The following is a 26,153-nucleotide window of genomic DNA, read 5'->3' as shown; positions in this document are numbered from 1 at the left end:
GCTCCTCGCCGGGTTCACTCCCGGCTTGTTGGTCTGTTCGGGTAGAGAGGGTCACAGCTGGTCGATGGCCGCAGCCAGACCCGCCAGAGTCAGCGGGTGCATGCGCCCGCCGATCAATTCGTTCATCAACTTGATGGAGGGGTGCCAGAGCCACTCCCGCCGCGGGGTGGGATTGATCCACACCAGCTTGGGAAAATGCTGCTGCAAGCGGGCCAGCCACACCTGACCGGCCTCCTCGTTCCAATATTCGACGCTGCCGCCAGGCCAGGTGATCTCGTAGGGGCCCATGGTGGCATCCCCCACCAGGATCACCTTGTAGTCGCTGCCGTAGGTGCGCAGCAGGCGCAGGGTGTCGAAGCGCTCCTCGTGCCTGCGGGCGTTGTCTCGCCAGACGAAGTCGTAGAGACAGTTGTGAAAATAGAAGTACTCCAGGTGCTTGAACTCGTGGCGCAGAGCAGAAAAGAGCCGCTGCACCTCGGCCACGTGGGCATCCATGGAGCCTCCCACGTCGAAGAAGACCAGCAGCTTGACCCCGTTGTGGCGCTCGGGTCTGAGCTTCACATCGAGCCAGCCCTGCCTGGCCGTGCTCCGGATGGTGTCATCGAGATCCAGCTCGTCCGGGCTGCCCTGGCGCACCCAGCGCCTGAGTTTGCGCAGCGCCAGCTGGATGGCCCGTTGCCCCAGCGGCGAGTCGTCGCTGAAGTTGCGATAATGGCGCGCCTCCCACACCTTGATCGCCTTGCCATGCTGACCCTCTCCCCCCATGCGCACTCCTTCCGGGTGAAAACCGCCGTGGCCGAACGGGCTGCTGCCACCGGTGCCGACCCACTTGTTGCCGCCGGCGTGACGCTCCTTCTGCTCGCGCAAGCGCTGGTTGAGGGTCGCCAGCAGCTGATCCAGCCCGCCAAGGGATTGGAGCAACGCCTTCTCCTCGGCGCTCAGCAGCCGTTCGAACTCCTTACGCAGCCACTCATCGGGCAGGCTCTCCGGCAGCAGGGGGATGGCGGCCAACCCTTCGTAATACTCGGCGAAGGCGCGATCGAAGCGATCGTAATGAGCCTCGTCTTTTACCAGCAGGCAGCGGGAGAGCTGGTAGAACTCGTCCATGTCGAGGCTGGCCAGCCGGGCTGCCAGCGCCCCGTGCAAGTCCAGCAGTTCAGGCAAACTGCAGGGGAGCTTGTGGCGGCGCAGATGGGTAAAAAAGTCGATGAGCATGAGTCAGCTGCCGCGTCTGGCCAGAAAAGCGAGCTTCTCAAAGAGATGCAAGTCCTGCTCGGTCTTGAGCAAGGCGCCGTAGAGGGCGGGCACCAGCTTGCCGGGCTCGCGGGCGCGCATCGCCTCGGGGGCGATGTCGTCAGCCAACAGCAGCCGGATCCAGTCCAACAGCTCCGAGGTGGAGGGCTTCTTGCGCAGTCCCTCTACTTCCCGCAGCTCGAAGAAGAGATCCATCGCCTCGCCAAGCAGGCTCTCCTTGAGGTCGGGGTAGTGAAGTTTGACGATGGCCTGCATCTCGACCTTGTCGGGGAAGCGGATGTAGTGAAAGAAACAGCGGCGCAGGAAGGCATCCGGCAGCTCTTTTTCATTGTTGGAGGTGATGATGACCACAGGGCGCTGGCGGGCCTTGATGCGCTCGCCGGTCTCGTAGACGTCGAACTCCATCCGATCCAGCTCCTGCAGCAGATCGTTGGGAAACTCGATATCCGCCTTGTCGATTTCATCGATAAGCAGCACCGGGCGCTGGTCGGCAGTGAAGGCCTGCCACAGCTTGCCACGGCGGATGTAGTGGCCTATCTCCCCCACCCTGGGGTCGCCGAGCTGGGAGTCCCGCAGCCTGGCCACCGCATCGTACTCATAGAGCCCCTGCTGGGCCTTGGTGGTGGATTTGATGTGCCAGGCGATAAGTTCGGTGCCCAGATGGCTGGCCACGGCCTCTGCCAGCTCGGTCTTGCCCGTGCCGGGTTCACCCTTGATGAGCAGCGGCTTCTCCAGCAAGATGGCGGCATTGACCGCCATCTTGAGCGCCTCTGAGGCGAGATAGCGATCGCTTCCTGCAAATCCCATAGCGTCTATTCCTTTGACGACGAGAGACCTTTTCGCGAGGGAGGTCTCAATAAGAAAGAATAAGCTCTATATCTTGTAATAACATATTGTTATAACAAATCGTCACTTCTCATTCAGAAACCACAGGGTAATCTTGTTTCATCGCCGTAACAAACAGGGATAGCACCATGAGCAAAATTTTTGAGGACAACAGCCAGACCATAGGTCACACCCCTCTGGTTCGTCTCAACCGTGTTACCAAGGGCCGCGTGCTGGCCAAGATTGAGAGCCGAAACCCGAGCTTCAGCGTCAAGTGCCGTATCGGCGCCAACCTGATCTGGGATGCCGAGAAGCGCGGCGTTCTGACCAAGGGCAAGGAGATCATCGAACCCACCAGCGGCAACACGGGTATTGCTCTGGCCTTCGTGGCCGCCGCCCGTGGCTATCCCATCACATTGACCATGCCGGCCACCATGAGCCTGGAGCGCCGCAAACTGCTCAAGGCGCTAGGTGCCAACCTGGTGCTGACCGAAGGGCCGCTCGGCATGAAGGGCGCCATTGCCAAGGCCAACGAGATCCTCGAGTCCGAGCCCGGCAAATACGTGCTGCTGCAACAGTTTGAAAACCCGGCCAACCCGGAAATCCACGAGAAGACCACTGGTCCCGAGATCTGGGATGCCACCGATGGTGACGTGGATGTGTTCGTGGCCGGCGTCGGTACCGGCGGCACCATTACCGGTGTCTCCCGCTACCTGAAACAGACCAAGGGCAAGGCGGTGGTCTCCGTTGCCGTCGAACCGAGCGAATCGCCGGTGATCAGCCAGCGTCTGGCCGGCCTTGAAATCAAACCGGGTCCCCACAAGATCCAGGGTATTGGTGCCGGCTTCATCCCGGGCAACCTGGACCTCACCCTGCTGGACCGCGTCGAGCAGGTAAGCAGCGATGACGCAATCGAGATGGCTCGCCGCCTGATGGAAGAGGAAGGCATTCTGGCGGGCATCAGCTCAGGTGCCGCCGTGGTGGCCGCAGCTCGCCTCGCCGAGTTGCCGGAGTTTGAAGGCAAGACCATCGTCGTCATCCTGCCGAGCGCTGCCGAGCGTTACCTCTCCAGCGCCCTGTTTGCCGGGGTGTTCAGCGAACAAGAGCTGCAGCAATAAGTGATCGGATTATTTCAAAACAACGGCGCTCCCAGGAGCGCCGTTTCTTTATGGGCTAGACTGAGCACTTGGCAGCGCCAGTCGACCCCTTATTTTTCGGGGTAAAATAACAAGCAAACCAGTGACGAAAAAAGCAGACATTCTGTGATAAATCTCATATCCTGTGCCGCGTCACGAGGTGTTTGCCGACTAGGTATCACAAAGTAACAAAGTGTTATTTTTCGTTATAAAATAATTTCAGGCCAGCATTGACGCGGCTTGTAGCGCGATAACGGAAAAGAGTTGAGGCAGACACCGAATACTGCACAGAAAATTGACCTGGATTAAACCATTGCAGGTCTGATTTCGTTACTTTACAACATATCCATACTGACACGGTGCGAGAAGGAAGCGTCAAAAGCATCCCTCACACCAAAAAATATCAATAATATGGGGTGAAACCATGTACGAGAAGTCTGTTGTTATTACTGCTGAAAACGGCCTGCACACCCGTCCGGCAGCTCAGTTCGTGAAAGAAGCCAAAGAATTCCAAAGCGAGATCACTGTGGTCTCCGGTGGCAAATCCGCCAGCGCCAAGAGCCTGTTCAAGCTGCAGACCCTGGGCCTGACCAAAGGCACCAACGTGACCATCCAGGCCGACGGCCCGGACGCTCAGAAAGCCGTTGAGAAGCTGGTTGCCCTGATGGACGAGCTGGAGTAATCCAGCTTTATTCCTCCCCCACAGTCGTTTTAATAGGAAGGATTATGATATCTGGCATTCTTGCGTCCCCCGGTATCGCATTCGGCAAGGCGCTTCTTCTGAAAGAAGATGAAATCGTTATCAATCAGGGCAAAATCGCTGCCGAACAGATTGATGCCGAAATCAACCGCTTCCTCGAAGCCCGCACCAAGTCAGCCGCACAGCTGGAAGCCATCAAAGAGATGGCCGGTCGCACCTTCGGTGAAGAAAAAGAGGCCATCTTCGAAGGCCACATCATGCTGCTCGAAGATGAAGAGCTGGAAGGGGATATCAGATCCTTCATCAAAGACAACAAGGCCACCGCTGACAAGGCCATCTACGAGGTCATCGAGCAGTACGCGAAGATGATGGCCGAGCTGGATGACCCCTATCTGCGCGAGCGCGCCACCGACTTCCGTGACATCGGTACCCGTCTGGTCAAGAACGTACTGGGCATCGCCGTTGTCAACCTGAGCACCATCGACGAAGAGGTGATCCTGGTCGCCAAAGACCTGACCCCGTCCGAAACCGCTCAGATCAACCTGAAATACGTGCTGGGTTTCGTCACCGACATCGGTGGCCGTACTTCCCACACCTCCATCATGGCCCGCTCCCTGGAGCTGCCGGCCATCGTGGGCACCAACGACATCACCGAGCGCGTCAAGAATGGTGACGTGCTGGTGCTGGACGCGATCAACAACCAGATCGTCCTCAACCCGAGTGCCGAACAGCTGGCCAAGTTCAAAGAGATCCAGGCCCAGTTCCAGGCCGAGAAAGACGAGCTGGCCAAGCTGAAAGATCTGCCCGCCATCACCCTGGATGGCCATCAGGTCGAAGTGTGCGCCAACATAGGTACCGTCAAGGATACCGAGGGTGCCATTCGCAACGGCGCCGAAGGCGTGGGTCTGTACCGTACCGAGTTCCTGTTCATGGACCGTGACGCGCTGCCGACCGAAGACGAGCAGTTCAAAGCCTACAAAGAAGTGGCCGAAGCGATGCCGGATCAGCCGATCATCGTGCGCACCATGGACATCGGCGGCGACAAAGAACTGCCCTACATGAATTTCCCGAAAGAGATGAACCCCTTCCTGGGCTGGCGTGCCGTGCGGATCTTCTTCGATCGCGCCGACATCATGCACGCTCAGCTGCGGGCCATCCTGCGTGCGTCTGCCTTCGGCAAACTGCGCATCATGTTCCCGATGATCATCTCCGTCGAAGAGTTCCGCAGCCTGAAGGCCACCGTAGAGACGCTGAAAGCCGAACTGCGTGCCGAAGGCAAAGCCTTTGATGAATCCATCGAAGTGGGTATCATGATCGAGACCCCGGCTGCTGCCGTGATGGCTCATCATCTGGCCAAGGAAGTGGATTTCTTCAGTATCGGTACCAACGATTTGACCCAGTACACCCTGGCCGTCGACCGTGGTAACGAGATGATTTCCGCCATGTACAACCCGCTGTCACCCTCCGTCCTGACCCTGATCAAGATGGTTATCGATGCATCCCACGCCGAAGGCAAGTGGACCGGTATGTGTGGTGAGCTGGCTGGTGACGAGCGTGCCACCCTGCTGCTGCTGGGTATGGGTCTGGATGAGTTCTCCATGAGCGCCATCTCTGTACCGCGTATCAAGAAGCTTATCCGCAACACCAACTTCGAAGATGTGAAGGCCATGGCTGATCAAGCGCTGAGCTTTGCCACCGCCGCCGAAATCGAAGCCTGTGTAGATAACTTTATTAAGCAGAAGGCAGTCTGCTAAGATCGGCTGCAAACAGCGACAATCATCTCTAGGAGCTTTTACTATGGGTCTGTTTGATAAACTGAAAAAACTGGTTTCCGATGACAGCTCTGATACCGGCGGCATCGAAATTTTTGCCCCGCTGTCAGGCGAAATCGTACCGATCGAAGATGTGCCCGACGTGGTCTTCGCCGAGAAGATCGTCGGTGACGGCATCGCCATCAAGCCGGCCGGCAACAAGATGGTTGCGCCGTGCGACGGCACCATCGGCAAGATCTTCGAGACCAACCACGCGTTCTCGCTGGAATCCGACTCTGGTATCGAGCTGTTCGTTCACTTCGGTATCGACACCGTTGAGCTGAAAGGCGAAGGCTTCAAGCGCATCGCTCAGGAAGGTCAACAGGTCAAGCGCGGTGACACCATCATCGAGTTCGATCTGGCCGTTCTGGAAGCCAAAGCCAAATCTACCCTGACTCCGGTGGTCATCTCCAACATGGACGAGATCAAAGAGCTGGTGAAGATGACGGGTGCCGTGACCGTGGGCGAGACCCCGGTGATCCGCATCAAGAAATAAGGCTGCATGGGCCGAACGCCCATCGCTGCAACAAAAAACCGAAGCCCAGGCTTCGGTTTTTTTATGGGCGCCTTCCGGCTATTCCTTGCCGAAGACCACCTGGTTGCGCCCGTTGCTCTTGGCCTGATAGAGCGCCTTGTCAGCCACCTGCAGCAGGCTGTCGCTGCTCTGGCCCTCGCTTCGGGTGGCACAGCCCAGGCTCATCGTCAGGGAGAAGCTCTGCCCCTCCCACGCGACCACATGGCCGACAAACTGCCGACGCAACTGCTCGGCCCGCTCGACTACCAACTCCGCATCCACCCCGGGCAGGATCAGCAAAAACTCCTCCCCGCCCCAGCGGGCCAGGTGCTCCCCGGCTCTCAGCTGACCGGTCATGATGCGGGCCACCTCGCACAGCGCCGCATCCCCGGCGGGATGCCCGTAGCGATCATTGATCTGCTTGAAGTGATCGATGTCGCCCAGAATCACCGAGAAGGGTTCTCCCTGCAGCCAGAGCGCCTGTAGTTGCTGGCCTGCAGCCCGCCGGTTGCCAAGCTCGGTCAGTGGATCGGTGCAGGAGATCCGGCTCACCTCCTCTATCATGCAGTGCAGATCGTGAATGTCGCGCAAGGTTACTATGTGCCAGCCCGGCATGGCATCGGCTTTCAACTGGGCCGTGATGGTAAACCAGCGCTGCTGGCCGTTCTTGCAGTAAAGCAGGGCATTCATCTCGGCCACCGCAGCCCCGCTTGCCAGGCTGCTCATCACCGCCTGGTTCCAGCGCGAGATGGCCAGTGCCCGGCTCTCCTCGTCGCGATAGACGGTGGCAAACCAGCTGGCCATGTCAGGCAGATCCGTCAGGTCGTAACCCAGTTGCGTCACGAAAGCCCGGTTCAGGAACCTGTGATGGCGGGCGGGGATCTCCGACAGCCGGGTGGGGATGCTGTCCAGCGTCTCGCTGCAGGCCGATTCCGAGATCAGGATCGGAAACGGGATCACGTCGAAGGAGCGAAACAGGATCTGCTGCAGCTCGGTCAGGATCACGGGATCTGTGATGGTCAAGGTAATTCCCTTCACCTGTTGAGGATTTTATTAAAGGTAAATGAGGGGAGAAGAGGGGTAAAGCCCTCATTGAACTGGGCTGGGTGCCCGGTTCCCGGCCGCAACACACCCTGCTCTGCGGCTTTGCATCAGCCGTTCGCCCCCCTGGCAGCCTCTCCTTGATGAGCGAAACCAGTTCTTCGATCGGCGCGCTGCCAGCCTGTTACAAATAACATGTTAAAAACACACAGAGATCAAGGTTTTGACACATCTTCGCAGTAACATGGAAAAAGTGGCCCGGAGGCAGGACGCCCACCCGATGAGACCACCCGTGATGCAATGCAAGCTCCGAAAAGGATACGAACATGTTGAAAAATACCGAACAACGTTATGGCAGCCTGAGCATAGGGCTGCACTGGTTGACCCTGCTGCTGATGATCGCCGTCTATGCGCTGATGGAGTTCAGGGACATCTTCCCCAAAGGGTCGGCCGGCCGCGACCTGATGAAGGAGTTTCACTTCATGGTGGGCCTGCTGATCCTGGCGCTGGTGGTGGTGCGTCTGCTGGTGCGTGCGAGCAGCCCCTCACCGCGCATCGTGCCCGAGCTCTCCCCCCTGATGCTCAAGCTGGCCAAACTCGCCCACCTGGCGCTCTATGGCTTCCTGATCCTCACCCCGCTGCTGGGCTGGCTGCTGCTGAGCGCGGGCGGCAAGCCCATCCCCTTCTTCGGCCTTGAACTTCCCGCCCTCATCGCCCCCAACGACGGCCTGAAGGGCACCATCAAGGAGCTGCACGAGACGCTGGCCAACATTGGCTATGCCCTGATTGCCCTGCATGCGGCGGCATCCATCTACCACCACCACGTACTCAAGGACAACACCCTGACCAATATGCTGCCCGAGCGCAAATAGCCAGCGAGACGGGTTGCACACCAACAAGAAGGCCCCTTTGACAGGGGCCTTCTTGTTCATGAATGGTCATGGATAACGCGCTGTCATCCAGGCAGCACCACCCGGCTTTCGCCGCCGCCGAGGGCCTCCACCCTCACCTGCACACCGATCCGCTCCACCAGGGTCTGCACGTGGGAGATGACCCCGATCTGGCGGCCGGCCGCCTGCAGGGAGTCCAGGCTTGAGAGCGCCAGATCCAGACTGTCGGGATCGAGCGTGCCGAAGCCCTCGTCGATAAAGAGCGATTCGACCTGGGTCTGGCGCGACGACAGGCTGGAGAGGGCCAGCGCCAGCGCCAGCGATACCAGGAAGCTCTCGCCGCCGGAGAGGGAGTCCACCGAGCGCACCTCGTCCCCCATGTCGAGATCCACCACCTGCAGTGCCAGATCGGTGCCGGGCACCCGCTCCAGCCGATAGCGGGGGGAGAGCTCGGCAAGCTGGGCGTTGGCCTCCAGCAGCAACCGCTCCAGGGTGAGGCTCTGGGCGAAGGTACGCAGCTTGGCGCCGCTGGCCGAACCGATAAGATCGGAGAGTCGCTGCCAGTGATCCGCCACCGCCTGCTGGGCGGCCAGCTCCTCCTGCAGGGTGCCTGCCTTGAGGGCAGCCGCCTCGGCCTGGGCCAGCGTGCTCTTGCACTGGAACAGCTGCTCGTCGAGGGCGCGGCAGTGCACCTCCAGCACCGTCAGTCGGCTGTCGAGCTCCTCTGGCGCCAACGCAGCCAGCTCGGGGTGATGCTCGCGGTAACGATCCCGCTTGCTCTCCTCCAGCGCCAGCGCCCGCTGCCGCTCGGTCAAGCGGGTACGCGCCTCGGCGCGGGCATCCTCCAGCGCCTGCAGGGCAGCGCGCCGCGCCTTGAGCTCATCCGGGCTCATGGCCAGCAGGCGGCGCAGGTCATATTCGGCGATGCCGAGGCTGCTGGCGTGAGCAGCCCAGCGCCCCAGCACCTCCCGTCGGCGCCGGCTGCTCACCTGCTTCTCCTGCTCCAGATGGCTGAGACGGGTCTTGAGCTCGGTCTGGCGCTCGCGCAGGGCGCGGGCCGCCCCCTGCATCATCTCCAACTCGCTGGCCAGTTGCTGCAGCCGCTGCTGCCAGCGATGCTCGACCTGGGCAATCTCCTCGCCCCCCAGACAGGTGGCGCGGCTGGTGACCAGCCCCTGCCGCTGCTGTTCATGCTCCTTGTAGTCGCGCTCGAGCTTGTGCAGCAGCTCGCGCTGGGTCTGCAGGCGCGCCTCCTGGGCGCTCAGGGCCGGGGTGAGGCTGGCAATCTCGCCGGCCAGCCGCTCCCACTCGCTCTGGCCATGCAGCCAGGCCTCGCAGGCCCGCTGCCACTCGTGCCACTGCTGGCTGCCGAGCCACTGGCGCCAGGGCTGGCCCCCCATCTGCTCGTCGAGCCGGCTGCCCCCCTGCTCGAGGCGCTGGCGCAGGGTCGTCTCCTGCTCGCCCATGGCCTTCACCTCCCCCTCCAGGGCGATGCGCTGGCGGTCGGCCTCCTGCCACTGCTGCTCGAACTGCTGGTGCTGGCTGGCCAGCTGGCTCAACTGCTGGCGCACGGCCTGCAACTGCTGCTGCCCCTGCTGGGCCTCACGCAGTTGCTGCTGGCTACGGGCCAGCCCCTGCTCCAGGCTCTGGCCACGGCCCAGCAGGGTACTCATCAATTCGTTCCACTCTATTGGGCTCTGACCTAGCGGCAGCGGATGGCCGAGCAGGGTATCGCCCCCGAGCTGTTGCCAACGCAAGGTCAGCTGCTCGGCACGGGTCTCCAGCTCAGGCAGATGTTGCTGGCGCACCGCCAGCTGACGGGCCAGCTCCTGGCGTTCGCTCTCGCACTGAATGTATTGGTGATTGAGCCGCTCCCACTCGAGCTCCAGGCTGCGGGCGCGCTCCGCCAGCTGGCCCAAAATGCCCGCCACCTGCGGCTGGCTCTGGTGATAGGGATGCTCCTCGGCACCGCACAGCGGGCAAGGTTCACCGTCGCGCAGGATGTGGCGATGCTGCTCGAAACTGGCGATGGCGCGGGACTGCTCCAGCGCGTGGCGTGCCTCGTCCCGTTGCAAGGCGAGCCGCTCACGGGCCGGCGCCAGCTCGTCGCCGAGGATGGCCAGCTTGCCGAGCGCCTGCTCCAGCTGGGCTATCTCCTGCTGCAGGCGACCATGCTGCTCGCCGTGATTGCGGCCATAGTCGGCCAGCTCCAGCAGCTGGCGCAGCTGGCCCAGCTGTTCGGTCTGCTGCTGCCACTGCTCCTGCGCCTTGGCGAGGCGGCTCTCCCACTGCTGCTCCTGCAGCTCGTGCTGTTGCTGCTGCAGCCGCTCCTGCTCGCGCTGCCAGTAGTCGCGCTCCTGCTGCCCCTGCTCCAGCTGGTGCTGCAACTGCCTGAGAGCGCGCAGCTTGTGCTCGCGCAAGGTGAGCAGTTGCTGCAGCCTGCCGGCATCTTCGGCCCAATCCTGCATGGCGGTGAGCAGGGGCTGCCATTGGCGGGCCACCGGCGCCAGCTCCTTGTGCTCTTCAAGCCAGGCGCCCCACTGCTGGTGCTGGGCCTTGAGCTGCTCCACCTGCTGGCGCTGCTGGTGCCAGCCTTGCTCCAGGGTGAGCTGCACCTCCCGCTCCTGCGTTCCCTCCTGCTGGATCTTCTGCAGTTGCTGCTGCTTTTCCCGAATGCGGGTATCGAGCTCCTGCGCCCGCTTGAGCTCGGGCTGCAGGGCGCCCCACTCGCGCTCGGCGGCGATCTTCTCCGCCAGCAGCTGCTGCTCGGTGAGGGCGCTCTGCTGGGTCTGCTCTTCCAGCTTGCCAAGTTCGGGGCCAAGCTCGGCCAGCAGTTTCTCCTGCTGCTGCACCTCCAGGGTAAGGCGAGCCAGCTCGTCGTGATCGGCGCGGGCCACCTGGGCCTGCTCGGCGCGGGCAAACTCCTCGCGCTCGGGGGCGGCCGCACCGTGGGCGGCCTCCGCTGCGACCAAGGCCGCCTCCCCCTCCTGACAAGCCTGCAACTGGGCGGCGATGCGGCCGTTGAGATCGCGCAAGTCCTGCATCAGTTGCTGTTGTTGTTGCTCGTGTTTGAGGCTGGTGGCGAGGCTGACCTGCTGGCTTACCCACTGCTCGCGAGTCGCCTCGTCCATCAGCGCCACGTCGCCGAGCCGCTGGCGGATGGCGGCCAGTTGCTGCTGCTCCTCCCGCGCCCGTTCATGGGTCTGGATCGAAATGGCGGAGTAGAGCTCGGTGCCGGTCATCCGTTCCAGCAGGGCCGAACGCTCGTCGGCGCTCGATTTGAGGAAGGCGGCAAACTCCCCCTGCGGCAGGATGACGGCGCGGCGAAACTGCTCCCAGGAGAGCCCCACCAGCTCGTCGATGCGATCCTGCAGCTCCCGCTTGCTGCCACTGAACACCTGGCCCGATGCCACGTCGGTCAGGCTGCGCTCCTGAGCCTGAAAGCGCCCCTCGGCGCGGTTGCGAGCCCGGCGCACCGCCCAGCGGGCCAGCCAGACACGGCCGTCGCAGCCGCGAAACTGCACCTCGGCAAAGCCGCTGGCGTGGCCACGGCTGAGGATGCCGCGCACGTCGTTGGCCTTGAGCTTCTCCTCGTCATCCATGCGACCCACTTCGGCCACGTTCTTGCGATTGGCGATAAAGCGCGGCATCTCGTCGTAGAGCGCCAGGCAGATGGCATCGAGCAGAGTGCTCTTGCCGGCGCCAGTATTGCCGGTGATGGCAAACAGGCCGGCGGCCCCCAAAGCGCCACCGGCAAAATCGATGGTGAATTGACCGGTCAGGCTGGCGAGGTTCTCACCACTCAAAGAGAGGATCTTCATACGCCACACGCCTCCATCCATACCGACCCGATATCGCGGGTGCTCTTGCCCCCATCAGCCCGGGTATTGCCGGTGATGGTAAACAGGCCGGCGGCCCCCAAGGCGCCACCGGCAAAATCGATGGTAAAGGGGCCGGTCAGGCTGGCCAGATTCTCCCCTGACAGCGACAAGATTTTCATGCATTGGCCTCCTTCACCTGCTCCAGGATCTCTTCAAACGACGCCACCAGCTCGGCCTCCGGCTCTCCGTCAAACTGACGCTGATAGCAGAGGCGGAACACCTCTGTGGGGGAGATCTCATCGAGCCGGCGCTGGCCGGCTCCGTCCGCCAGCCCCTGGCCCGAGCCCTGATAGCTGGTCGTGATGCGGGCCAGGCGCACCGGCTTGTCGCCGATGGCGGCCAGCACGCGCTCGCGGATGCGGGCCTCGGGTTTGGGCAGCAGCAGCCGCACCTCGAGGAAGGGTTGTGCCTGCTGCGGGCAAGCGGGCAGCGCCAGCGCCTCGATGGCCTGGAGCGCCTCGTCGAGGCCGCTCTGGGGCAGCCGGATCATCTCCACCGCGCGGGGCACCGGGATCCGCTCAAGACTGGCCAGCTTGCCCCCCTCAAATGTCACCTCCAGCACCTGATGGTTGTAGTTCGACTCGGCCAGCGAGAGCGGCAGCGGCGAGCCGCTGTAGTGCACCCCCTCGGCCGGGCTCTGAGCCAGGTGCAGGTGGCCCAGCGCCGTGTAATCGGCGGCGGCAAACAGCTCGGCAGGCAAGGCGTGCTGGTTGCCGCCGAGCACCCGCCGCTCGGAGAGCTCGGAGAGCTGGCCCGCCGCCAGATAGGCGTGCCCCATGGCAATGAGGGCCTGATCCGGATTGCAGCGCGCCCGCCCCTCGCTCAGCACCGCTTCATAGACCTGGCGCACCCCTTCGATCAGTCTGTCCTGCCCCTCCCTGAGCCCGTCCGGGCGCAGATCGCTGCTGCGCAGAAACGGCACGGCGGCACACCAGGCGGCCACCTCGCCGTTTTTGCCTCGCAGCGGCACCAGCAGGCGCTCGGTCTCGAGGCGCCCCTCGTCGTCCCGGCTGATGCTGCCCACCAGATGCAGGTCGAAAGCGCGCAGCAGCTCGTGGGGAGCATCCAGCTTGGAGGGGGAGTCGTGGTTGCCGCCGATGAGCACCATCTCCAGTGCCGGGTGCTCGGCGCGCAGCCTGGCCAGAAAACGGTAGAGCTGCTGCCAGGCGCTGGCGGGGGGATTGGCGGTGTCGAACAGATCGCCCGCCACCAGCAGGGCGTCGATGTCACGGCTCTTGATGGTGTCGGCCAGCCAGTCGAGAAAGGCATCGTGTTCAAAATGGCGATCATGGCCATGGAGTTGATGGCCAAGGTGCCAGTCGGCGGTATGCAGGATCTTCATGAAAAAACGGCTCGTATGGAGGTGGTGCCAGCAGCACCCGATGCAGACAAGATGAGGATATGCCTCCCTTTTTTCAAGCCGGACCGGGTGCTGGCGTCAGATTCAGGCGGGCTCGCAGCACATCTGGTACTGGGGATGACCGGTGAGCGGGTCGGCCAGCTCCCCCTCGATCACGAAACCGTGGCGACGATAGAAACGCACCGCCTGATCGTTTTCCACGAAGACCCGGGCATGCAGCCTGGCCCCCTTGGACTTGGCCTCCTGCAGCAGGGCATGACCCACCCCCCGCCCCTGACGGTCGGGGCGCACAAAGAGGGCGGCCAGGTAGTCATCCACCAGCGCCATGAAGCCGAGCAGCTCGCCGCGCTCCTCGAACACCCAGATGCGGGCGCGCTCGAGATAGCGGGTGCGCAGATCTTCCTGCGCCTGCCACCAGCAGGAGGCATCGACAAAATCATGGGCCTGCAGGGAGGCCAGCAACCAGATCTCGACGATCTCGTCCATGTCGTCGGACCGACTCGCCCTCAGCATATTGGTATCCTTGTTAACAACCTTAACATCCGCAGTCTAGGGGAGTTTGATGACGGCTTTGGGGACGGATATGACTCCCTGTGAAGTCGATCGCCCTTTATTTAGCAAGAATGATTGGCTGATCACAAAGCGCCTCTCTAGTACAATGCCCGCCGGACAATCTATGAGACCGAGGACGCCATGTGGTTTAAAAACCTGCAGATTTATCGCTTTACCCGCCCCTTCGAGCTGACCGTCGAGCAGCTGGAAACCCAGCTGGAAGCCTGTGCCTTCACCCCGTGCGGCAGCCAGGACATCTCCCGGTTCGGGTGGGTCAAGCCCCTTGGCAAATTCGGCTCCACCCTGACCCACTCCGCCGCCGGCCACATCCTGCTGTGCGCTCGCAAGGAAGAGAAGATGCTGCCCGGCACCGTGGTCAAGGAGATGCTGGCGGAGAAGGTAGAGGCGATCGAGTTCGAACAGGGCCGCGCCCTCAAGAAGAAAGAGAAGGAAGCGCTCAAGGAAGAGATCATGCACACCCTGCTGCCGCGCGCCTTCAGCCGCACCAGCCAGACCTTCGCCTGGATCAACCCGGCCGACAACCTGATGGTGGTCGACGCGGGCTCCGCCAAGAAGGCGGACGATCTGCTGGCTCTGCTGCGCAAGTCCATCGGCACCCTGCCGGTGGTGCCGGTGGCCCTCAAGAACCCGCCCGAGATCACCATGACCGAGTGGCTGAACGAGGGCAACCTGCCCGCCTCCTTCACCCTGGAGGACGAGGCCGAGCTGCGCAGCGCCATGGAGCACGGTGGCATCATCCGCTGCAAGCAGCAGGATCTGATGAGCGACGAGATCAAGAACCACCTGGCCAACGACAAGCTGGTGACCAAACTGGCCCTCAACTGGGGCGAGACCCTGAGCTTCGTGCTAGGGGATGACCTCTCCATCAAGCGCCTGAAATTCAGCGAAGAGCTGCGCGAGCAGAACGACGACGTCACCAGCGAAGATCCGGCCGCCCGTCTGGATGCCGACTTCGCCCTGGTCACCGCCGAGCTGGCCCAGTTCATCCCGGCCCTGTTCGCCGCCCTGGGCGGTGAAGAGCAGTCCATCTAAGCGAAATGGCTCAGCCTGATTGCAAAAAACCGCCTCCGGGCGGTTTTTTTATGGGCGGGCGCCGGTACGACTTGTTGATAGATGAGTAACTTGTTGATCTGATTCGACAACTTGAGTCATTAGCGCCAATCGTGACATAGTCGCCCTTCATGCTCATAAAACAGACAAGGAGAGTGTCATGTTGCGCAAACCGCTGGGGCTGGCCATCGCCCTCGCTCTGCTGGCCGGCTGCGCCGCTCAGCAGAGCCCGCAAACGCCCCCCGCCCACACCCTGATCGCGCCGGAGGCCGCCAGCGGCTGGCAAGAGAAGCAGGGCTGGCAGGGTCACGACTTCATGGTGGCTGCCGCCAACCCGCTGGCGGTGGAGGCGGGCTACCAGATGATCCAGGCCGGCGGCAGTGCGGTGGATGCCGCCATCGCGGTGCAGCTGGTGCTGACCCTGGTGGAGCCGCAATCCTCCGGCATCGGCGGTGGCTCCCTCATGCTGGTGTGGGACGGCAAACAGGTAGCCGCCGTGGATGGTCGCGAGACGGCCCCCACCGCCGCCACCGATCAGCTATTCATGAAGGATGGCAAGCCGATGGCCTTCTACGACGGCGTGGTGGGCGGGCGCTCGGTGGGCGCCCCCGGCACGGTGCGGGCACTGGCGCTGGCCCACCAGCGTTACGGCAAGCTGCCCTGGGCCAGCTTGTTCGAGCCCGCCATCACCCTCGCGGAGCAGGGATTCGTGATAAGCCCGCGGCTGGCCGCGCTGCTGACCAAGGATCCCTATCTTGCAAAAGACCCGGACGCACGGGCCTACTTCTATCAGGCCGACGGCAGCCCCAGAGCGGCGGGCAGCCGGCTGACCAACCCGGCCCTGGCCAAGGTGCTGCTCACCCTGGCAAGTCAGGGGCCGGACGCCTTCTATCGCGGCCCGCTGGCCGAGGCCATGGTGGCCAAGGTGCACGCTCACCCGACCAACCCCGGGGTGCTGAGCGCGGTCGATCTGGCCAGCTACCGCGCCAAGCTGCGCGACGGCCTCTGCTTTGACTATCGCCAGAGCCGGGTGTGCGGCTTCCCGTCCCCCTCGTCCGGCACCATCGCCCTTGGCCAGATCTTCGGCATGCTGGAGAGTCGCGACATGGCGGCCCTCAAGCCGGTGCCAGGGGAGCAGGGCCAGCCGGCCGCCTCCGCCGAGGCGATCCACCTCTACAGCGAGGCGGCGCGGCTCGCCTTTGCCGACCGCAACCAGTACGTGGCGGACAGCGACTATGTGGCGGTCCCCATCAGCGGCCTGCTCGACAAGCACTATCTGGCCCGGCGCGGCGCCCTGATCGGCGAGCGCTCCATGGGGCTGGCCAAGGCGGGCACCCCGCCGCTGGCGCCGGCTCGCGGCCAGGATGCGACCCCTGAGCTCCCCTCCACCAGCCACATCTCCATCGTCGACAAGGCGGGGATGGCGGTCTCCATGACCAGCTCCATCGAAGACGGCTTCGGCTCGCGGCTGATGGTCAACGGCTACCTGCTCAACAACCAGCTCACCGACTTCTCTTTCACCTCGCTGGATGCCGCCGGGCTGCCAGTGGCCAACCGGGTGGAGCCGGGCAAGCGACCGCGCTCCTCCATGTCCCCCCTGCTGGTGTTTGACAAGAGCAGCGGCGAGCTGGAGATGAGCCTGGGATCACCGGGGGGCTCCGCCATCATCAACTACGTGGGCAAAACGCTGTTGGGCACCCAGGATTGGGGGCTCAACCTGCAACAAGCGATCAATCTGCCCAACTTCGGCAGTCGCAACGGCCCCACCGAGCTGGAGGCGGGCCGCACCCCGGCCGCCGTGGTCGAGGCACTCAAGGCGAAGGGGCACGAGGTGGTGCTGAGCGAGCAAACCTCGGGCCTGCAGGGGGTGCAGCGCAACGCCGGCGGCTGGCTTGGCGCCGCCGATCCGCGCCGGGAGGGGATCGCCAAGGGTCAGTGAACCCAGGGGTCTGCCCCCAACCCTCAATGCAACGAAGCGGCCGGTTGGTCGCTTTTTTTGTGAGATCAGGCTGTGCTCGCCCTGGCCACAAAAATCATCACCGATTGATTAATGCTGCCAAGCCAGGTCAATAAAAATAGAGCACCTCACCTTAAAAGTAACACTTATCCACTTTTAATCTCAAAAATCCCTTTAAATGTGGATAAAGATTGCCTTTACGCCAAAAACGTATTATTTTTCAACAGAAACGGCAACTGTTGTCCCTCAGACACGCCCCGTGCACGGGACCAGCATCTGTCTCTTTCGCCCCCTGCTCATTGACAGCTGCCCTCTTCACCCGCGCGGTGATCTGGTAGCCCCCTGACTGCCATTAGCGAGGTGACGACATGGACCACTCCCTTCCCCTGATTACCACCCTGGTCGGCGGCTTCGTGCTGGCCTACATCCTCGGCATGCTGGCCCAGCGCCTCAAGATCTCCCCCATGGTGGGCTATCTGGCGGCCGGCGTCATCTCGGGCCCCTTCACCCCGGGGTACGTGGCCGACATGAAGCTGGTGCCCGAGCTGGCAGAGCTGGGGGTGATCCTGCTGATGTTCGGGGTGGGGCTTCACTTCTCCTTTCGCGATCTGATGTCGGTAAAGCGGATCGCCATCCCAGGCGCCATCGCCCAGATCGCGGTCGCCACCCTGCTCGGCATGGGGCTCGCCTCGCTGCTGGGGTGGGATCCGATCGCCGGCCTGATGTTCGGCCTCGCTCTCTCCACCGCCAGTACCGTGGTGCTGCTGCGGGCGCTGGAGAGCCGCCAGAATCTGGAGACCCTGCAGGGGCGCATCGCCATCGGCTGGCTCATCGTCGAGGATCTGGTGATGGTGCTGGCGCTGGTGATGCTGCCCATCATCGCCGACATCCGGTTCGGCGAGCAGGCCATGAGCTGGCAGAGCATAGCGCTGGATCTGGGCTGGACCCTCGGCAAGGTGAGCCTGTTCGTGGCGCTGATGATGGTAGTGGGCAGCCGCTTCATCCCCTGGCTGCTGACCCACACCGCCAGCACCGGCTCGCGCGAGCTGTTCACCCTGGCGGTACTGACCTGCTCCCTTGGCATCGCCTTCGGCGCGGTCAAGCTGTTCGGCGTCTCCTTCGCCCTTGGCGCCTTCTTCACCGGCATCGTCATGAACCGCTCCGAGCTGAGCCACCGCGCCGCCAACAACACCCTGCCGCTGCAAGACGCCTTCGCCGTGCTGTTCTTCGTCTCGGTGGGCATGCTGTTCAACCCGGCGGTGCTGCTGACCGAGCCGCTGGCGGTGCTGGCCACCCTGTTCATCATCATGTTCGGCAAGTCGGCGGCGGCCTACGCCATCGTGCGGCTGTTTCGCTACAGCAAGCGTACCGCCCTCACCATCTCCGCCAGTCTGGCCCAGATCGGCGAGTTCTCCTTCATCCTCATCGGGCTGGCCATAGTGCTGAAACTGGTGCCGGAAGGAGCCCGTGACCTGATCCTGGTGGGTGCCAGCCTCTCCATCATGCTCAACCCGCTGGTGTTCAACGCCGTCGAGCGCTATCTGGAGAAACAGCCGGACGCCGACAACACCCAGGTGCTGGCCGAGTGCACATGCCCGCCGGTGGAGATGAAAGGCCACACCATACTGGCGGGCTATGGCCGGGTCGGCCGTCTGCTGGTGAACGGCCTGCAGCAGGCCGGGCGCGAGCTGGTGGTGATCGAGCAGGATCCGCACCGGCTGGAGAGCCTGCGCCAGGCCGACATTCCCCACGTCAACGGCAACGTGGCCGATGACGAGGTGCTGTGCCGCGCCGCCATCGCCGACGCCAGCTGGCTGCTGGTGGCCATCCCCAACAGCTTCGAAGCCGGCGAGGCCATCGCCCAGGCCAGGCTCATCAACCCGACCATCCGGGTGATCGCCCGTGCCCACAGCGACGACGAGGTGAGCTTCCTCACCAGGCAGGGGGCAGACAAGGTGATCATGGGGGAGCGGGAGATAGCCCTCGGCATGCTGGCCCAGGCCACCGCCTAAACCCACGTTTAGATGCAGAAGAGGGGCACTGCCCCTCTTTTTGATGGCTGCCGTCATGCCCGTCACTGACGCCGATGCACCCGGCCACGGCTTGCGCCACCGGCGGCGAGCAGCGATACGGCACAGTTTGACTCCCTTTGTCAGCCCCCCAGGTCAGGGCCGAGCGCCGCTGCTGCCGCGAGCACCCTGCTCACCGCCCCCTCGCCAGCACAAAGCTCCGCCAGCCACCCTCGCCGGCCCGCAGTAGACAGCAGATCCTGCAGCGACCCCCACCGGATTGGGGGAGCGCCGCGCCAGGTGGGCAAATTCGCAGGTCTGCCTCCTTGGCTAGACTGGGCCAGTCGTCTTATGACACCCATTTGGCACATGTGCCGCAACCAATCTGGAAGGATCCGCCATGAAACCCTTGTTGACTGCCCTCTTGCTCCCCCTGCTGCCCCTCGCCGTACAGGCCGCCGAGCCCGTCTGGATCACGGTCGGTGCCGACAGCGGCGTCGAACTCAAGCAGGTAAAAGCCAAGCTGGCCCCCCTGTTCAGCGCCAGCGGCGCCCCCATCCAGCTGGCCCAGGTCGAGGCGAGCGAGCTTGGCACCCTCTCCCACCTGATGCACGAAGGGCACCAGCGCTGCGGCGGCTACGTGGTGCACAGCACCCTGGCCGACGCCCTGCAGAGCATGGCCCAGCCCATCAGCCAGAACCTGTTCAGCGCCCCGCCGTTGACCCAGGGAGCCAGCGTCAACCGGCTGCTGCCCTATCTGGATCAGGGCAACATAGTCGGCACCATCAGCCAGCTCGCCAGCTGGCGCAACCGCTACTACACCACCACCACGGGGGTGCAGTCGGCTGACTGGGTGGCCGGTCAGTGGCAGACCCTGAGCGCGACCCTGCCCTGGGCCAGCGTCAGCCGGGTCAAGCACAGCGGCTATCCGCAGCAGTCCGTGGTGCTGACCCTCAAGGGCAGCCGCTACCCGGACGAAGTGGTGGTGCTCGGCGGTCATCTCGACTCCACCGCGGGCTCCGCCCCCAACAGCCGCACCCTGGCCCCCGGCGCCGACGACGATGCCTCCGGCATCGCCACCCTGACCGAGGTGCTGCGGGTCATCGCAGAGCAGGGCCGCCAGCCGGAGCGCACCCTGCAGTTCATCGGCTATGCGGCGGAAGAGGTGGGGCTGCGCGGCTCCAAGGACATCGCCACCCGCTACAAGGCGGCCAATACCAAGGTGCTGGCGGCGCTGCAGCTGGACATGACCAACTACCAGGGCTCGGCGGAAGACATCGTCTTCATGACCGACTACACCGACCAGGGGCTGACCGGCTATCTGGCCCAGCTGCTCGACGCCTATCTGCCCCAGATCCGCTACGGCTATGACAGCTGCGGTTACGGCTGCTCGGATCACGCCTCCTGGCACAATCAGGGCTACCCGGCCGCCATGCCGTTCGAGTCGCGCTTCAACGACTACAACCCCAACATCCACACCGCCCGGGACACCTTGCAAAACTCGGATCCCTCGGCTGCCCACGCCCTCAAGTTTGCCCAGCTGGCCACCAGCTTCGCCATCGAGATGGGCAAGATAAACTGAGCCGCCAAGGAGTAATGAAGCACCCAACACAAGAGGGAGGCCTGGCCTCCCTCTCTTCTTTTCAAACCTGCCGCTCAGGGCTGTCGATATGCCTTGGCAAGCGGGGGATTGGTGCGCGGCAAGCCTGGCTGCGCGCGGGCCGTGGCGGCCTGCGCATGCAGCCTTTCAAGGCGCTCGAACGCACGCAGCGTGCCATCGCGGGGAGCGGGATCGGCTGGCCAGCAGCTGGAGGGCAGCGCCTGCACGCCCAGCAGGGCAACGGACAACAGCAACAGATAAGGGGCCATCTTGCAGCACTCCGGTGGCAGCAGAGTGTCTATTCTTGTCGGGGACCGATGACGGTTTGATGAAGGGACGGGATCGTCATTTTACAACATTTGACGAGGCGGGCCGGCGCCGAGATACATATGGCGACATTTATGCCAAATCTGCGCTGACCAGTTAATTTATGCCCTAAAAAGTAGCCGGGAGGAAAACGTTATCCCTGAAAAGAAAACGTTATCTGGTCAAAACGTTGTTTCTGGATCATAAAAAGTATCCAAAAACTGGTGTATATTGCACGGCGGAAACTCCTTAACCATGAAGACTGACATGAAAAAGACCAAAATCGTCTGCACCATCGGTCCCAAGACCGAATCCAAAGAAATGCTGGCCAAGATGCTGGACGCCGGCATGAACGTCATGCGCCTGAACTTCTCCCACGGCGACTACGCCGAGCACGGTGGTCGCATCAACAACCTGCGCGCTGTCATGGCCGAAACCGGCAAGCACGCAGCCATCCTGCTGGACACCAAGGGTCCGGAAATCCGTACCATCAAGCTGGAAGGCGGCAACGACGTGGCCCTGGTCGCTGGCCAGACCTTCACCTTCACCACCGACCAGACCGTGGTTGGCAACAAAGACAAGGTCGCCGTGACCTATGCCGGTTTCGCCAACGACCTGCGCGTCGGCAACCGCATCCTGGTTGACGATGGCCTGATCGGTCTGGACGTCATCGAAATCACCGAGCGCGAAGTTGTCTGTAAAGTACTGAACAACGGCGATCTGGGCGAGAACAAAGGCATCAATCTGCCGGGCGTCTCCATCAAGCTGCCGGCCCTGGCCGAGAAAGACAAGCGCGACCTGATCTTCGGTTGCGAGCAGGGCGTTGATTTCGTTGCCGCCTCCTTCATTCGCAAGAAAGAAGACGTGCTGGAAATCCGTGAGCACCTGAAAGCCCACGGTGGCGAGAACATCCAGATCATCTCCAAGATCGAAAACCAGGAAGGCCTGGACAACTTCGACGAGATCCTGGCTGTCTCTGACGGCATCATGGTTGCTCGTGGCGACATGGGTGTCGAAATCCCGGTTGAAGAAGTTATCTTCGCCCAGAAGATGATCATCGAGAAGTGCAACAAAGCCCGCAAAGTGGTCATCACCGCCACCCAGATGCTGGACTCCATGATCAAGAACCCGCGTCCGACCCGCGCCGAAGCCGGCGACGTGGCCAACGCCATCCTGGACGGTACCGACGCAGTGATGCTGTCCGGTGAGTCCGCCAAGGGCAAATACCCGCTGGAAGCCGTGACCATCATGGCCACCATCTGCGAGCGTACCGATGCCGTGATGCCGTCCAACCTGTCTGCTGCCAACGACAGCAACAAGCTGCGCATCACCGAAGCGGTCTGCAAAGGCGCGGTAGAGACCTCCGAGAAGCTGGACGCCCCGCTGATCGTGGTTGCCACCGAAGGCGGCAAGTCTGCCAAGGCCATCCGCAAGTACTTCCCGAAAGCCTGGATCCTGGCCATCACCACCAACAAGAAGACCGCTGCCCAGCTGGTGCTGACCAAGGGTGTGGTTGCTCACGTGGTTGACAGCATCGCCTCCACCGACGATTTCTATCGCATCGGTAAAGAAGCGGCCCTGGCCAGCGGCATGGGTCTGAAGGGTGACGTGGTTGTCATGGTCTCCGGTGCTCTGGTACCGAGCGGCACCACCAACACCGCTTCTGTTCACGTTCTTTAATCGGAACTGAACAAGCTGAAAACGGCGCCCGCGGGCGCCGTTTTTTTTATCTCGCCCCCCTGCTGCCCCTTTCTGCCCGGTGTTAGAATCCACGCGGATTTAATCCAAGTGGGACATCTCCCGAATATCGCGTAATAACCCGGAAGTTTTATGCTCTCAATACCGTTCAAAAGAGCCTCGGCCACCCTGTTGCCGCTGCTCTGCTTACTCGTCAGCCTCTGCGCCCCGCAAGCCATGGCGCAGGACGTGCCCCAACGTACCAGCGTACAACGGGCACTCGACGCCCTCGGCAAGTCGGACACCCTCACCGTCAGCCAGCAGGCCGACCAGAAATTCCTGACCGACACCCTCTCCCTGCTCGACAGCATCGAGAAAGAGAAGAGCAAGGCAAGGAGCCAGAACGAGCGGGTCCGCTCCCTGCCGGCCGAGCTGCGCGACATCAGCGCCAGACTGGATGCCCTGACCCAGGGCAAGAGCGCCGAGCAGATCAAGAGCGAATACGCCAGCATGAGCCTGAGCGAGCTGGAGAGTCGCCAGCCCGACGTCATGGCCAACATGCAGGATGCCCAGGAGGCCCTCGGCACCATCGGCAGTCAGCTCACCAACCTGCAGACCCTGCCGGAGCGGGCCCAGGCCAGCATGAGCCGCGCCTATCAGCGCAGCCAGGAGATCCGTACCCGCCTCAACGCCGGTGACGGGGTGAGCAGCGCCGAGAAGATGAAGCTCAATGCCGAGCTGGCCCTGCTGGATCTGCAGCTGGCCAACCTGCAGAAGGAGCTGGACAACCGCACCAGCATGCAGGATCTGGCGGTCAAACAGCGCGACTACCAGACCGCTCGCCTCGCGAGCGAAGAGCAGAAGCTGCAACTGCTGCAGGAGCAGAGCAGTGCCAAGCGCCTGGGCGACACCGAGAAGACCGCCGAACAGACCGGTGAGCTGGTGGCCGCCGCCGACAGCCCGCTGGTGCAAAAGGAGCAGGAGCTCAACCACCAGCTCAGCCAGCAGCTGGTCAGCGCCACCGCCAGCCTCAACTCGCTGGTGCAGAAGAACCTGCAGGCCAAGAGCTGGCTGGAGCGCGGCACTCAGACCGAACGCAACCTCAACGAACAGGTGCAGATGCTCAAGGGCAACCTGCTGCTGTCGCGCATCCTCTATCAGCTCTACCAGCAGCTGGAGTCCTCCCCCTCCACCTTGGTGAAGAACCTGGAGGAGCAGATCGCCGACCTGCACCTGGCCCAGTTCGAACTGAGCCAGCAGCGTGACCAGCTGTTCCAGAAGACCCAGTATCTGGACAACCTGATCGCCAATAGCAGCGAGCCGGTGAGCGAGGAGGACAGAGCCAGCCTCTCCAAGCTGCTCGACACCCGCATCAGCCTGCTCGACCAGCTCAACCGCCAGCTGGATGCCCAGCTGACCAACGCCATCAGCCTGCAGCTGACCCAGCAGCAGCTGGCGCGGATCTACTCCTCCATCGAGTTCACCCTGCAGCAGCACATCTTCTGGGTGAGCAGCAACAAGCCCATCGACGGCAAGTGGTTCATCAGCTGGCCGGCCCAGGCCTACAAGCAGGCCTCCGACTGGGTGCTGAAACCGGACTGGAGCGGCTGGGGTGAAACCTTGCTGCCCATCACCCTGCTCGCCCTGCCGCTGCTGCTGATAGGTGGCCTGCTGCTCTGGAAGCGTCCGACGCTGATCGAGCGGCAGAAGAAGATCACCAAGGATCTGGGGCGCTTTCGCCAGGACAGCCAGTGGCACACCCCGGCAGCCCTCTGCTATACCGTGCTGCAACGCCTGCCGGGCAGCCTGTTCATCCTGGCTGCCGGCCTGCTGCTGACTGACTGCGGTCTGCTCAGTTCCAAGCTGATTTTCCAGATCACCCTCAACCTGGCGCTCGGTTATCTGGTGTTCAGCGTCTATCTGGCGGTGATGCGCCCAGGCGGCATCGCCGAGAGCCACTTCCGCATTCCGAAAGCCGATCTGCAGGCCAAGCGCACCAGCATGCGCTACCTCTGGGTGCCCTTGCTGCCGCTCATCATGCTGTCGACCAAGGCGGTGGTGGAACCCTCCTCCCTTGGCAACGACGTGGTGGGTCAGGCGCTGACCCTGGCCCTGCTGGGGCTGGCCGCCTACCTGGTATTCCCCATCTCCCGCGCCCGCATCAAGGGCGAGGCGAGCATGCAGCAGTCCATCACCGCCATCGCCCTGGCGCTGGCACCGGTGGCGCTGATCGTGCTGGTGGGACTGGGCTACTACTACACCGCCCTCAAGCTGACCGGCCGGCTGATCGAGTCCTTCTACCTGCTCATCCTCTGGAGCCTGGTCTACCGTACCGCCCTGCGCGGCCTTGAGCTCGCGGCCCGTCGCCTGGCCTATCGCCGTGCGGTGGCCAAACGCGAACACAAGGCCCAGGAGGATGCGGAAGGGGGAGACACCATCGAAGAGCAACCCATGGATCTGGAGGATGTCAGCCAGCAGTCGCTGCGTCTGACCCGCACCGTGTTGCTGCTGATCTTCGGCGTCGCCTTCTACTGGCTCTGGTCCGATCTGGTGGCGGTCTTCTCCTACCTCGACAGCATGGTGCTGTGGCACCGCACTGAAGGGACAGGGGCCAATGCCGTGATGTTCCCGATCAGCCTGAGCGACGTGCTGATAGGCTTCCTGCTGCTGGGCGGCGCCTGGTCGCTGGCCCGCAACCTGCCGGGTCTGCTGGAAGTGCTGGTGCTCTCCAAGCTGAACCTGGCCCAGGGCACGGCCTACGCCATCACCACCATGCTCAACTACGTGCTGATCGGGGTCGGCTCACTGACCGCCCTCTCCATGATGGGGGTACAGTGGGACAAGCTGCAGTGGGTCGCCGGTGGTCTGTCGGTCGGTATCGGTTTTGGCATGAAGGAGATCCTCTCCAACTTCGTCTCCGGCATCATCATACTGTTCGAGCGTCCGGTGCGGATCGGTGACACCGTCACCATCGGCTCCTTCTCCGGCACCGTCTCGCGGATCCGCATTCGCGCCACCACCCTGACCGACTTCGACCGCAAGGAGGTGATCATCCCCAACCAGCAGCTGATGACCGAGCGGCTCATCAACTGGTCGTTGAGCGATACGGTCACCCGGGTCATCGTGCGGGTGGGCGTGGCCTACGGTTCGGATCTGGAGCTGACCCGCACCCTGCTCAAGCAGGCGGCGGACGAGAACAGCCGCGTACTCAAGGATCCGGCGCCCATCGTCTACTTCCTCACCTTCGGTGCCAGCACCCTGGATCACGAATTGCGCTTCTTCGTGAGCGAGCTCGGCGATCGCAACCCGGCGGTGGACGAGCTGAACCGCAAGATAGACCAGCTGTTCCGCGAAAACGGCATCGAGATCGCGTTCAACCAGATGGATGTCTACATCAAGAACATGAAGGATGAAGAGCAGAAGGTGGAGTCCGACTCCACCCAACCTCCCGCCCTGCCGGGCCCCCAGCCCGGTTAAGGCAGCTCCTCATCTCATTCGAAGGCCCCGCAAGGGGCCTTTTTTGTGTCGGTGGCCCACCGCTTGCGCTGGTTTTGTGACGGGCCGGCCAG

General features: G+C 62.9%; 19 protein-coding genes. 11 read left to right on the top strand and 8 right to left on the bottom strand.

All coding sequences use genetic code 11. The annotated features are described in order from the left end of the window. Nucleotides 1-51 precede the first annotated feature (51 nt). Together ACB031_RS06820 and ACB031_RS06815 are read right to left on the bottom strand one after the other, a co-directional pair. The gene (locus tag ACB031_RS06820) at nt 52-1,215 is read right to left on the bottom strand and encodes a VWA domain-containing protein (RefSeq protein ID WP_371139240.1); all 1,164 of its coding nucleotides are present in this window, start codon (nt 1,213-1,215) and stop codon (nt 52-54) included. Between the two features lie 3 nt (nt 1,216-1,218). Beyond that, the gene (locus ACB031_RS06815) at nt 1,219-2,061 is read right to left on the bottom strand and encodes a MoxR family ATPase (protein WP_042051103.1); all 843 of its coding nucleotides are present in this window, start codon (nt 2,059-2,061) and stop codon (nt 1,219-1,221) included. 167 nt (nt 2,062-2,228) lie between these two features. On the opposite strand from ACB031_RS06815, the gene cysK reads away from it, so the two are divergent. The 4 genes from cysK to crr all read left to right on the top strand — a co-directional run bounded on the left by cysK (nt 2,229) and on the right by crr (nt 6,222). Then, nucleotides 2,229-3,197 carry a cysteine synthase A gene (cysK, locus tag ACB031_RS06810; protein WP_005303122.1) on the top strand — a complete coding sequence of 323 codons (969 nt, stop codon included), beginning with the start codon at nt 2,229-2,231 and terminating at the stop codon, nt 3,195-3,197. 442 nt (nt 3,198-3,639) lie between these two features. Further along, nucleotides 3,640-3,897: an HPr family phosphocarrier protein gene (locus tag ACB031_RS06805; RefSeq protein ID WP_005303128.1), complete on the top strand. Its 258-nt coding sequence runs from the start codon at nt 3,640-3,642 to the stop codon at nt 3,895-3,897. A 44-nt stretch (nt 3,898-3,941) separates the two neighbouring features. After that, nucleotides 3,942-5,669, top strand: coding sequence for a phosphoenolpyruvate-protein phosphotransferase PtsI (gene ptsI, locus ACB031_RS06800; RefSeq protein ID WP_371139239.1), 1,728 nt, complete (start codon nt 3,942-3,944; stop codon nt 5,667-5,669). Between the two features lie 43 nt (nt 5,670-5,712). Continuing rightward, nucleotides 5,713-6,222 (top strand): PTS glucose transporter subunit IIA, encoded by a 510-nt coding sequence (crr, locus tag ACB031_RS06795; protein WP_005303134.1) that lies wholly within the window; start codon nt 5,713-5,715, stop codon nt 6,220-6,222. Between the two features lie 78 nt (nt 6,223-6,300). Here crr and ACB031_RS06790 read toward each other — a convergent pair whose 3' ends face one another. Next, nucleotides 6,301-7,263: a GGDEF domain-containing protein gene (locus ACB031_RS06790; protein WP_206220473.1), complete on the bottom strand. Its 963-nt coding sequence runs from the start codon at nt 7,261-7,263 to the stop codon at nt 6,301-6,303. A 344-nt stretch (nt 7,264-7,607) separates the two neighbouring features. Here ACB031_RS06790 and ACB031_RS06785 point away from each other — a divergent pair, with 344 nt between their 5' ends. Beyond that, on the top strand, nt 7,608-8,153 hold the full coding sequence (locus tag ACB031_RS06785) for a cytochrome b (protein WP_324040153.1): 546 nt from the start codon (nt 7,608-7,610) through the stop codon (nt 8,151-8,153). Between the two features lie 83 nt (nt 8,154-8,236). Here ACB031_RS06785 and ACB031_RS06780 read toward each other — a convergent pair whose 3' ends face one another. The 4 genes from ACB031_RS06780 to ACB031_RS06765 form a co-directional block, all read right to left on the bottom strand. Continuing rightward, nucleotides 8,237-11,992, bottom strand: a complete 3,756-nt coding sequence (locus ACB031_RS06780; RefSeq protein WP_371139238.1) for an AAA family ATPase — start codon at nt 11,990-11,992, stop codon at nt 8,237-8,239. Further along, a complete protein-coding gene (locus ACB031_RS06775; RefSeq protein WP_371139237.1) occupies nt 11,989-12,171 on the bottom strand; it encodes an exonuclease SbcC in 183 nt (60 codons plus the stop codon). The genes ACB031_RS06780 and ACB031_RS06775 overlap by 4 nt, the downstream gene beginning before the upstream one ends. After that, nucleotides 12,168-13,394: an exonuclease SbcCD subunit D C-terminal domain-containing protein gene (locus ACB031_RS06770; RefSeq protein WP_371139236.1), complete on the bottom strand. Its 1,227-nt coding sequence runs from the start codon at nt 13,392-13,394 to the stop codon at nt 12,168-12,170. Before ACB031_RS06770 ends, ACB031_RS06775 begins: the two co-directional genes overlap by 4 nt. Nucleotides 13,395-13,496: 102 nt before the next feature. Then, the gene (locus tag ACB031_RS06765; RefSeq protein ID WP_005303147.1) at nt 13,497-13,925 is read right to left on the bottom strand and encodes a GNAT family N-acetyltransferase; all 429 of its coding nucleotides are present in this window, start codon (nt 13,923-13,925) and stop codon (nt 13,497-13,499) included. A gap of 180 nt (nt 13,926-14,105) precedes the next feature. Between ACB031_RS06765 and rdgC the strand changes: the two genes are divergently transcribed. The 4 genes from rdgC (at nt 14,106) to ACB031_RS06745 (ending at nt 20,583) form a co-directional block, all read left to right on the top strand. Then, on the top strand, nt 14,106-15,017 hold the full coding sequence (gene rdgC / locus ACB031_RS06760) for a recombination-associated protein RdgC (protein WP_005303149.1): 912 nt from the start codon (nt 14,106-14,108) through the stop codon (nt 15,015-15,017). Nucleotides 15,018-15,195: 178 nt separating this feature from the next. Beyond that, complete coding sequence (gene ggt / locus ACB031_RS06755; protein WP_201882491.1) at nt 15,196-16,974, top strand: gamma-glutamyltransferase; 1,779 nt, start codon at nt 15,196-15,198, stop codon at nt 16,972-16,974. A gap of 386 nt (nt 16,975-17,360) precedes the next feature. Continuing rightward, nucleotides 17,361-19,004 carry a YbaL family putative K(+) efflux transporter gene (ybaL, locus tag ACB031_RS06750; protein WP_043169917.1) on the top strand — a complete coding sequence of 548 codons (1,644 nt, stop codon included), beginning with the start codon at nt 17,361-17,363 and terminating at the stop codon, nt 19,002-19,004. 397 nt (nt 19,005-19,401) lie between these two features. After that, nucleotides 19,402-20,583 carry a M28 family metallopeptidase gene (locus ACB031_RS06745; protein ID WP_005303156.1) on the top strand — a complete coding sequence of 394 codons (1,182 nt, stop codon included), beginning with the start codon at nt 19,402-19,404 and terminating at the stop codon, nt 20,581-20,583. A 74-nt stretch (nt 20,584-20,657) separates the two neighbouring features. Here ACB031_RS06745 and ACB031_RS06740 read toward each other — a convergent pair whose 3' ends face one another. Next, nucleotides 20,658-20,870, bottom strand: coding sequence for a hypothetical protein (locus tag ACB031_RS06740; protein ID WP_043169915.1), 213 nt, complete (start codon nt 20,868-20,870; stop codon nt 20,658-20,660). Between the two features lie 304 nt (nt 20,871-21,174). Between ACB031_RS06740 and pykF the strand changes: the two genes are divergently transcribed. Both pykF and mscK read left to right on the top strand, forming a co-directional pair. After that, nucleotides 21,175-22,587, top strand: a complete 1,413-nt coding sequence (gene pykF, locus ACB031_RS06735; RefSeq protein ID WP_026141811.1) for a pyruvate kinase PykF — start codon at nt 21,175-21,177, stop codon at nt 22,585-22,587. Between the two features lie 150 nt (nt 22,588-22,737). Beyond that, a complete protein-coding gene (mscK, locus tag ACB031_RS06730) occupies nt 22,738-26,061 on the top strand; it encodes a mechanosensitive channel MscK (RefSeq protein ID WP_042007387.1) in 3,324 nt (1,107 codons plus the stop codon). The last annotated feature ends 92 nt before the right edge of the window (nt 26,062-26,153 follow it).

Source organism: Aeromonas sp. S8(2024) (assembly GCF_041403085.1).
Taxonomy (GTDB): domain Bacteria; phylum Pseudomonadota; class Gammaproteobacteria; order Enterobacterales; family Aeromonadaceae; genus Aeromonas; species Aeromonas dhakensis.
This window is presented reverse-complemented; position numbering and strand designations above follow the sequence as displayed.

Excerpts from the sequence above, each read along its gene's own strand:
- ACB031_RS06765 (WP_005303147.1), bottom strand. The coding sequence starts at position 13,925 with ATGCTGAGGGCGAGTCGGTCCGACGACATGGACGAGATCGTCGAGATC.
- crr (WP_005303134.1), top strand. The coding sequence starts at position 5,713 with ATGGGTCTGTTTGATAAACTGAAAAAACTGGTTTCCGATGACAGCTCT.
- ACB031_RS06805 (WP_005303128.1), top strand. The coding sequence starts at position 3,640 with ATGTACGAGAAGTCTGTTGTTATTACTGCTGAAAACGGCCTGCACACC.
- ggt (WP_201882491.1), top strand. The coding sequence starts at position 15,196 with ATGTTGCGCAAACCGCTGGGGCTGGCCATCGCCCTCGCTCTGCTGGCC.
- ACB031_RS06785 (WP_324040153.1), top strand. The coding sequence starts at position 7,608 with ATGTTGAAAAATACCGAACAACGTTATGGCAGCCTGAGCATAGGGCTG.
- ACB031_RS06780 (WP_371139238.1), bottom strand. The coding sequence starts at position 11,992 with ATGAAGATCCTCTCTTTGAGTGGTGAGAACCTCGCCAGCCTGACCGGT.
- mscK (WP_042007387.1), top strand. The coding sequence starts at position 22,738 with ATGCTCTCAATACCGTTCAAAAGAGCCTCGGCCACCCTGTTGCCGCTG.
- ACB031_RS06770 (WP_371139236.1), bottom strand. The coding sequence starts at position 13,394 with ATGAAGATCCTGCATACCGCCGACTGGCACCTTGGCCATCAACTCCAT.
- ACB031_RS06745 (WP_005303156.1), top strand. The coding sequence starts at position 19,402 with ATGAAACCCTTGTTGACTGCCCTCTTGCTCCCCCTGCTGCCCCTCGCC.
- ACB031_RS06815 (WP_042051103.1), bottom strand. The coding sequence starts at position 2,061 with ATGGGATTTGCAGGAAGCGATCGCTATCTCGCCTCAGAGGCGCTCAAG.
- pykF (WP_026141811.1), top strand. The coding sequence starts at position 21,175 with ATGAAAAAGACCAAAATCGTCTGCACCATCGGTCCCAAGACCGAATCC.
- ptsI (WP_371139239.1), top strand. The coding sequence starts at position 3,942 with ATGATATCTGGCATTCTTGCGTCCCCCGGTATCGCATTCGGCAAGGCG.
- ACB031_RS06740 (WP_043169915.1), bottom strand. The coding sequence starts at position 20,870 with ATGGCCCCTTATCTGTTGCTGTTGTCCGTTGCCCTGCTGGGCGTGCAG.
- ybaL (WP_043169917.1), top strand. The coding sequence starts at position 17,361 with ATGGACCACTCCCTTCCCCTGATTACCACCCTGGTCGGCGGCTTCGTG.
- cysK (WP_005303122.1), top strand. The coding sequence starts at position 2,229 with ATGAGCAAAATTTTTGAGGACAACAGCCAGACCATAGGTCACACCCCT.
- ACB031_RS06775 (WP_371139237.1), bottom strand. The coding sequence starts at position 12,171 with ATGAAAATCTTGTCGCTGTCAGGGGAGAATCTGGCCAGCCTGACCGGC.
- rdgC (WP_005303149.1), top strand. The coding sequence starts at position 14,106 with ATGTGGTTTAAAAACCTGCAGATTTATCGCTTTACCCGCCCCTTCGAG.
- ACB031_RS06820 (WP_371139240.1), bottom strand. The coding sequence starts at position 1,215 with ATGCTCATCGACTTTTTTACCCATCTGCGCCGCCACAAGCTCCCCTGC.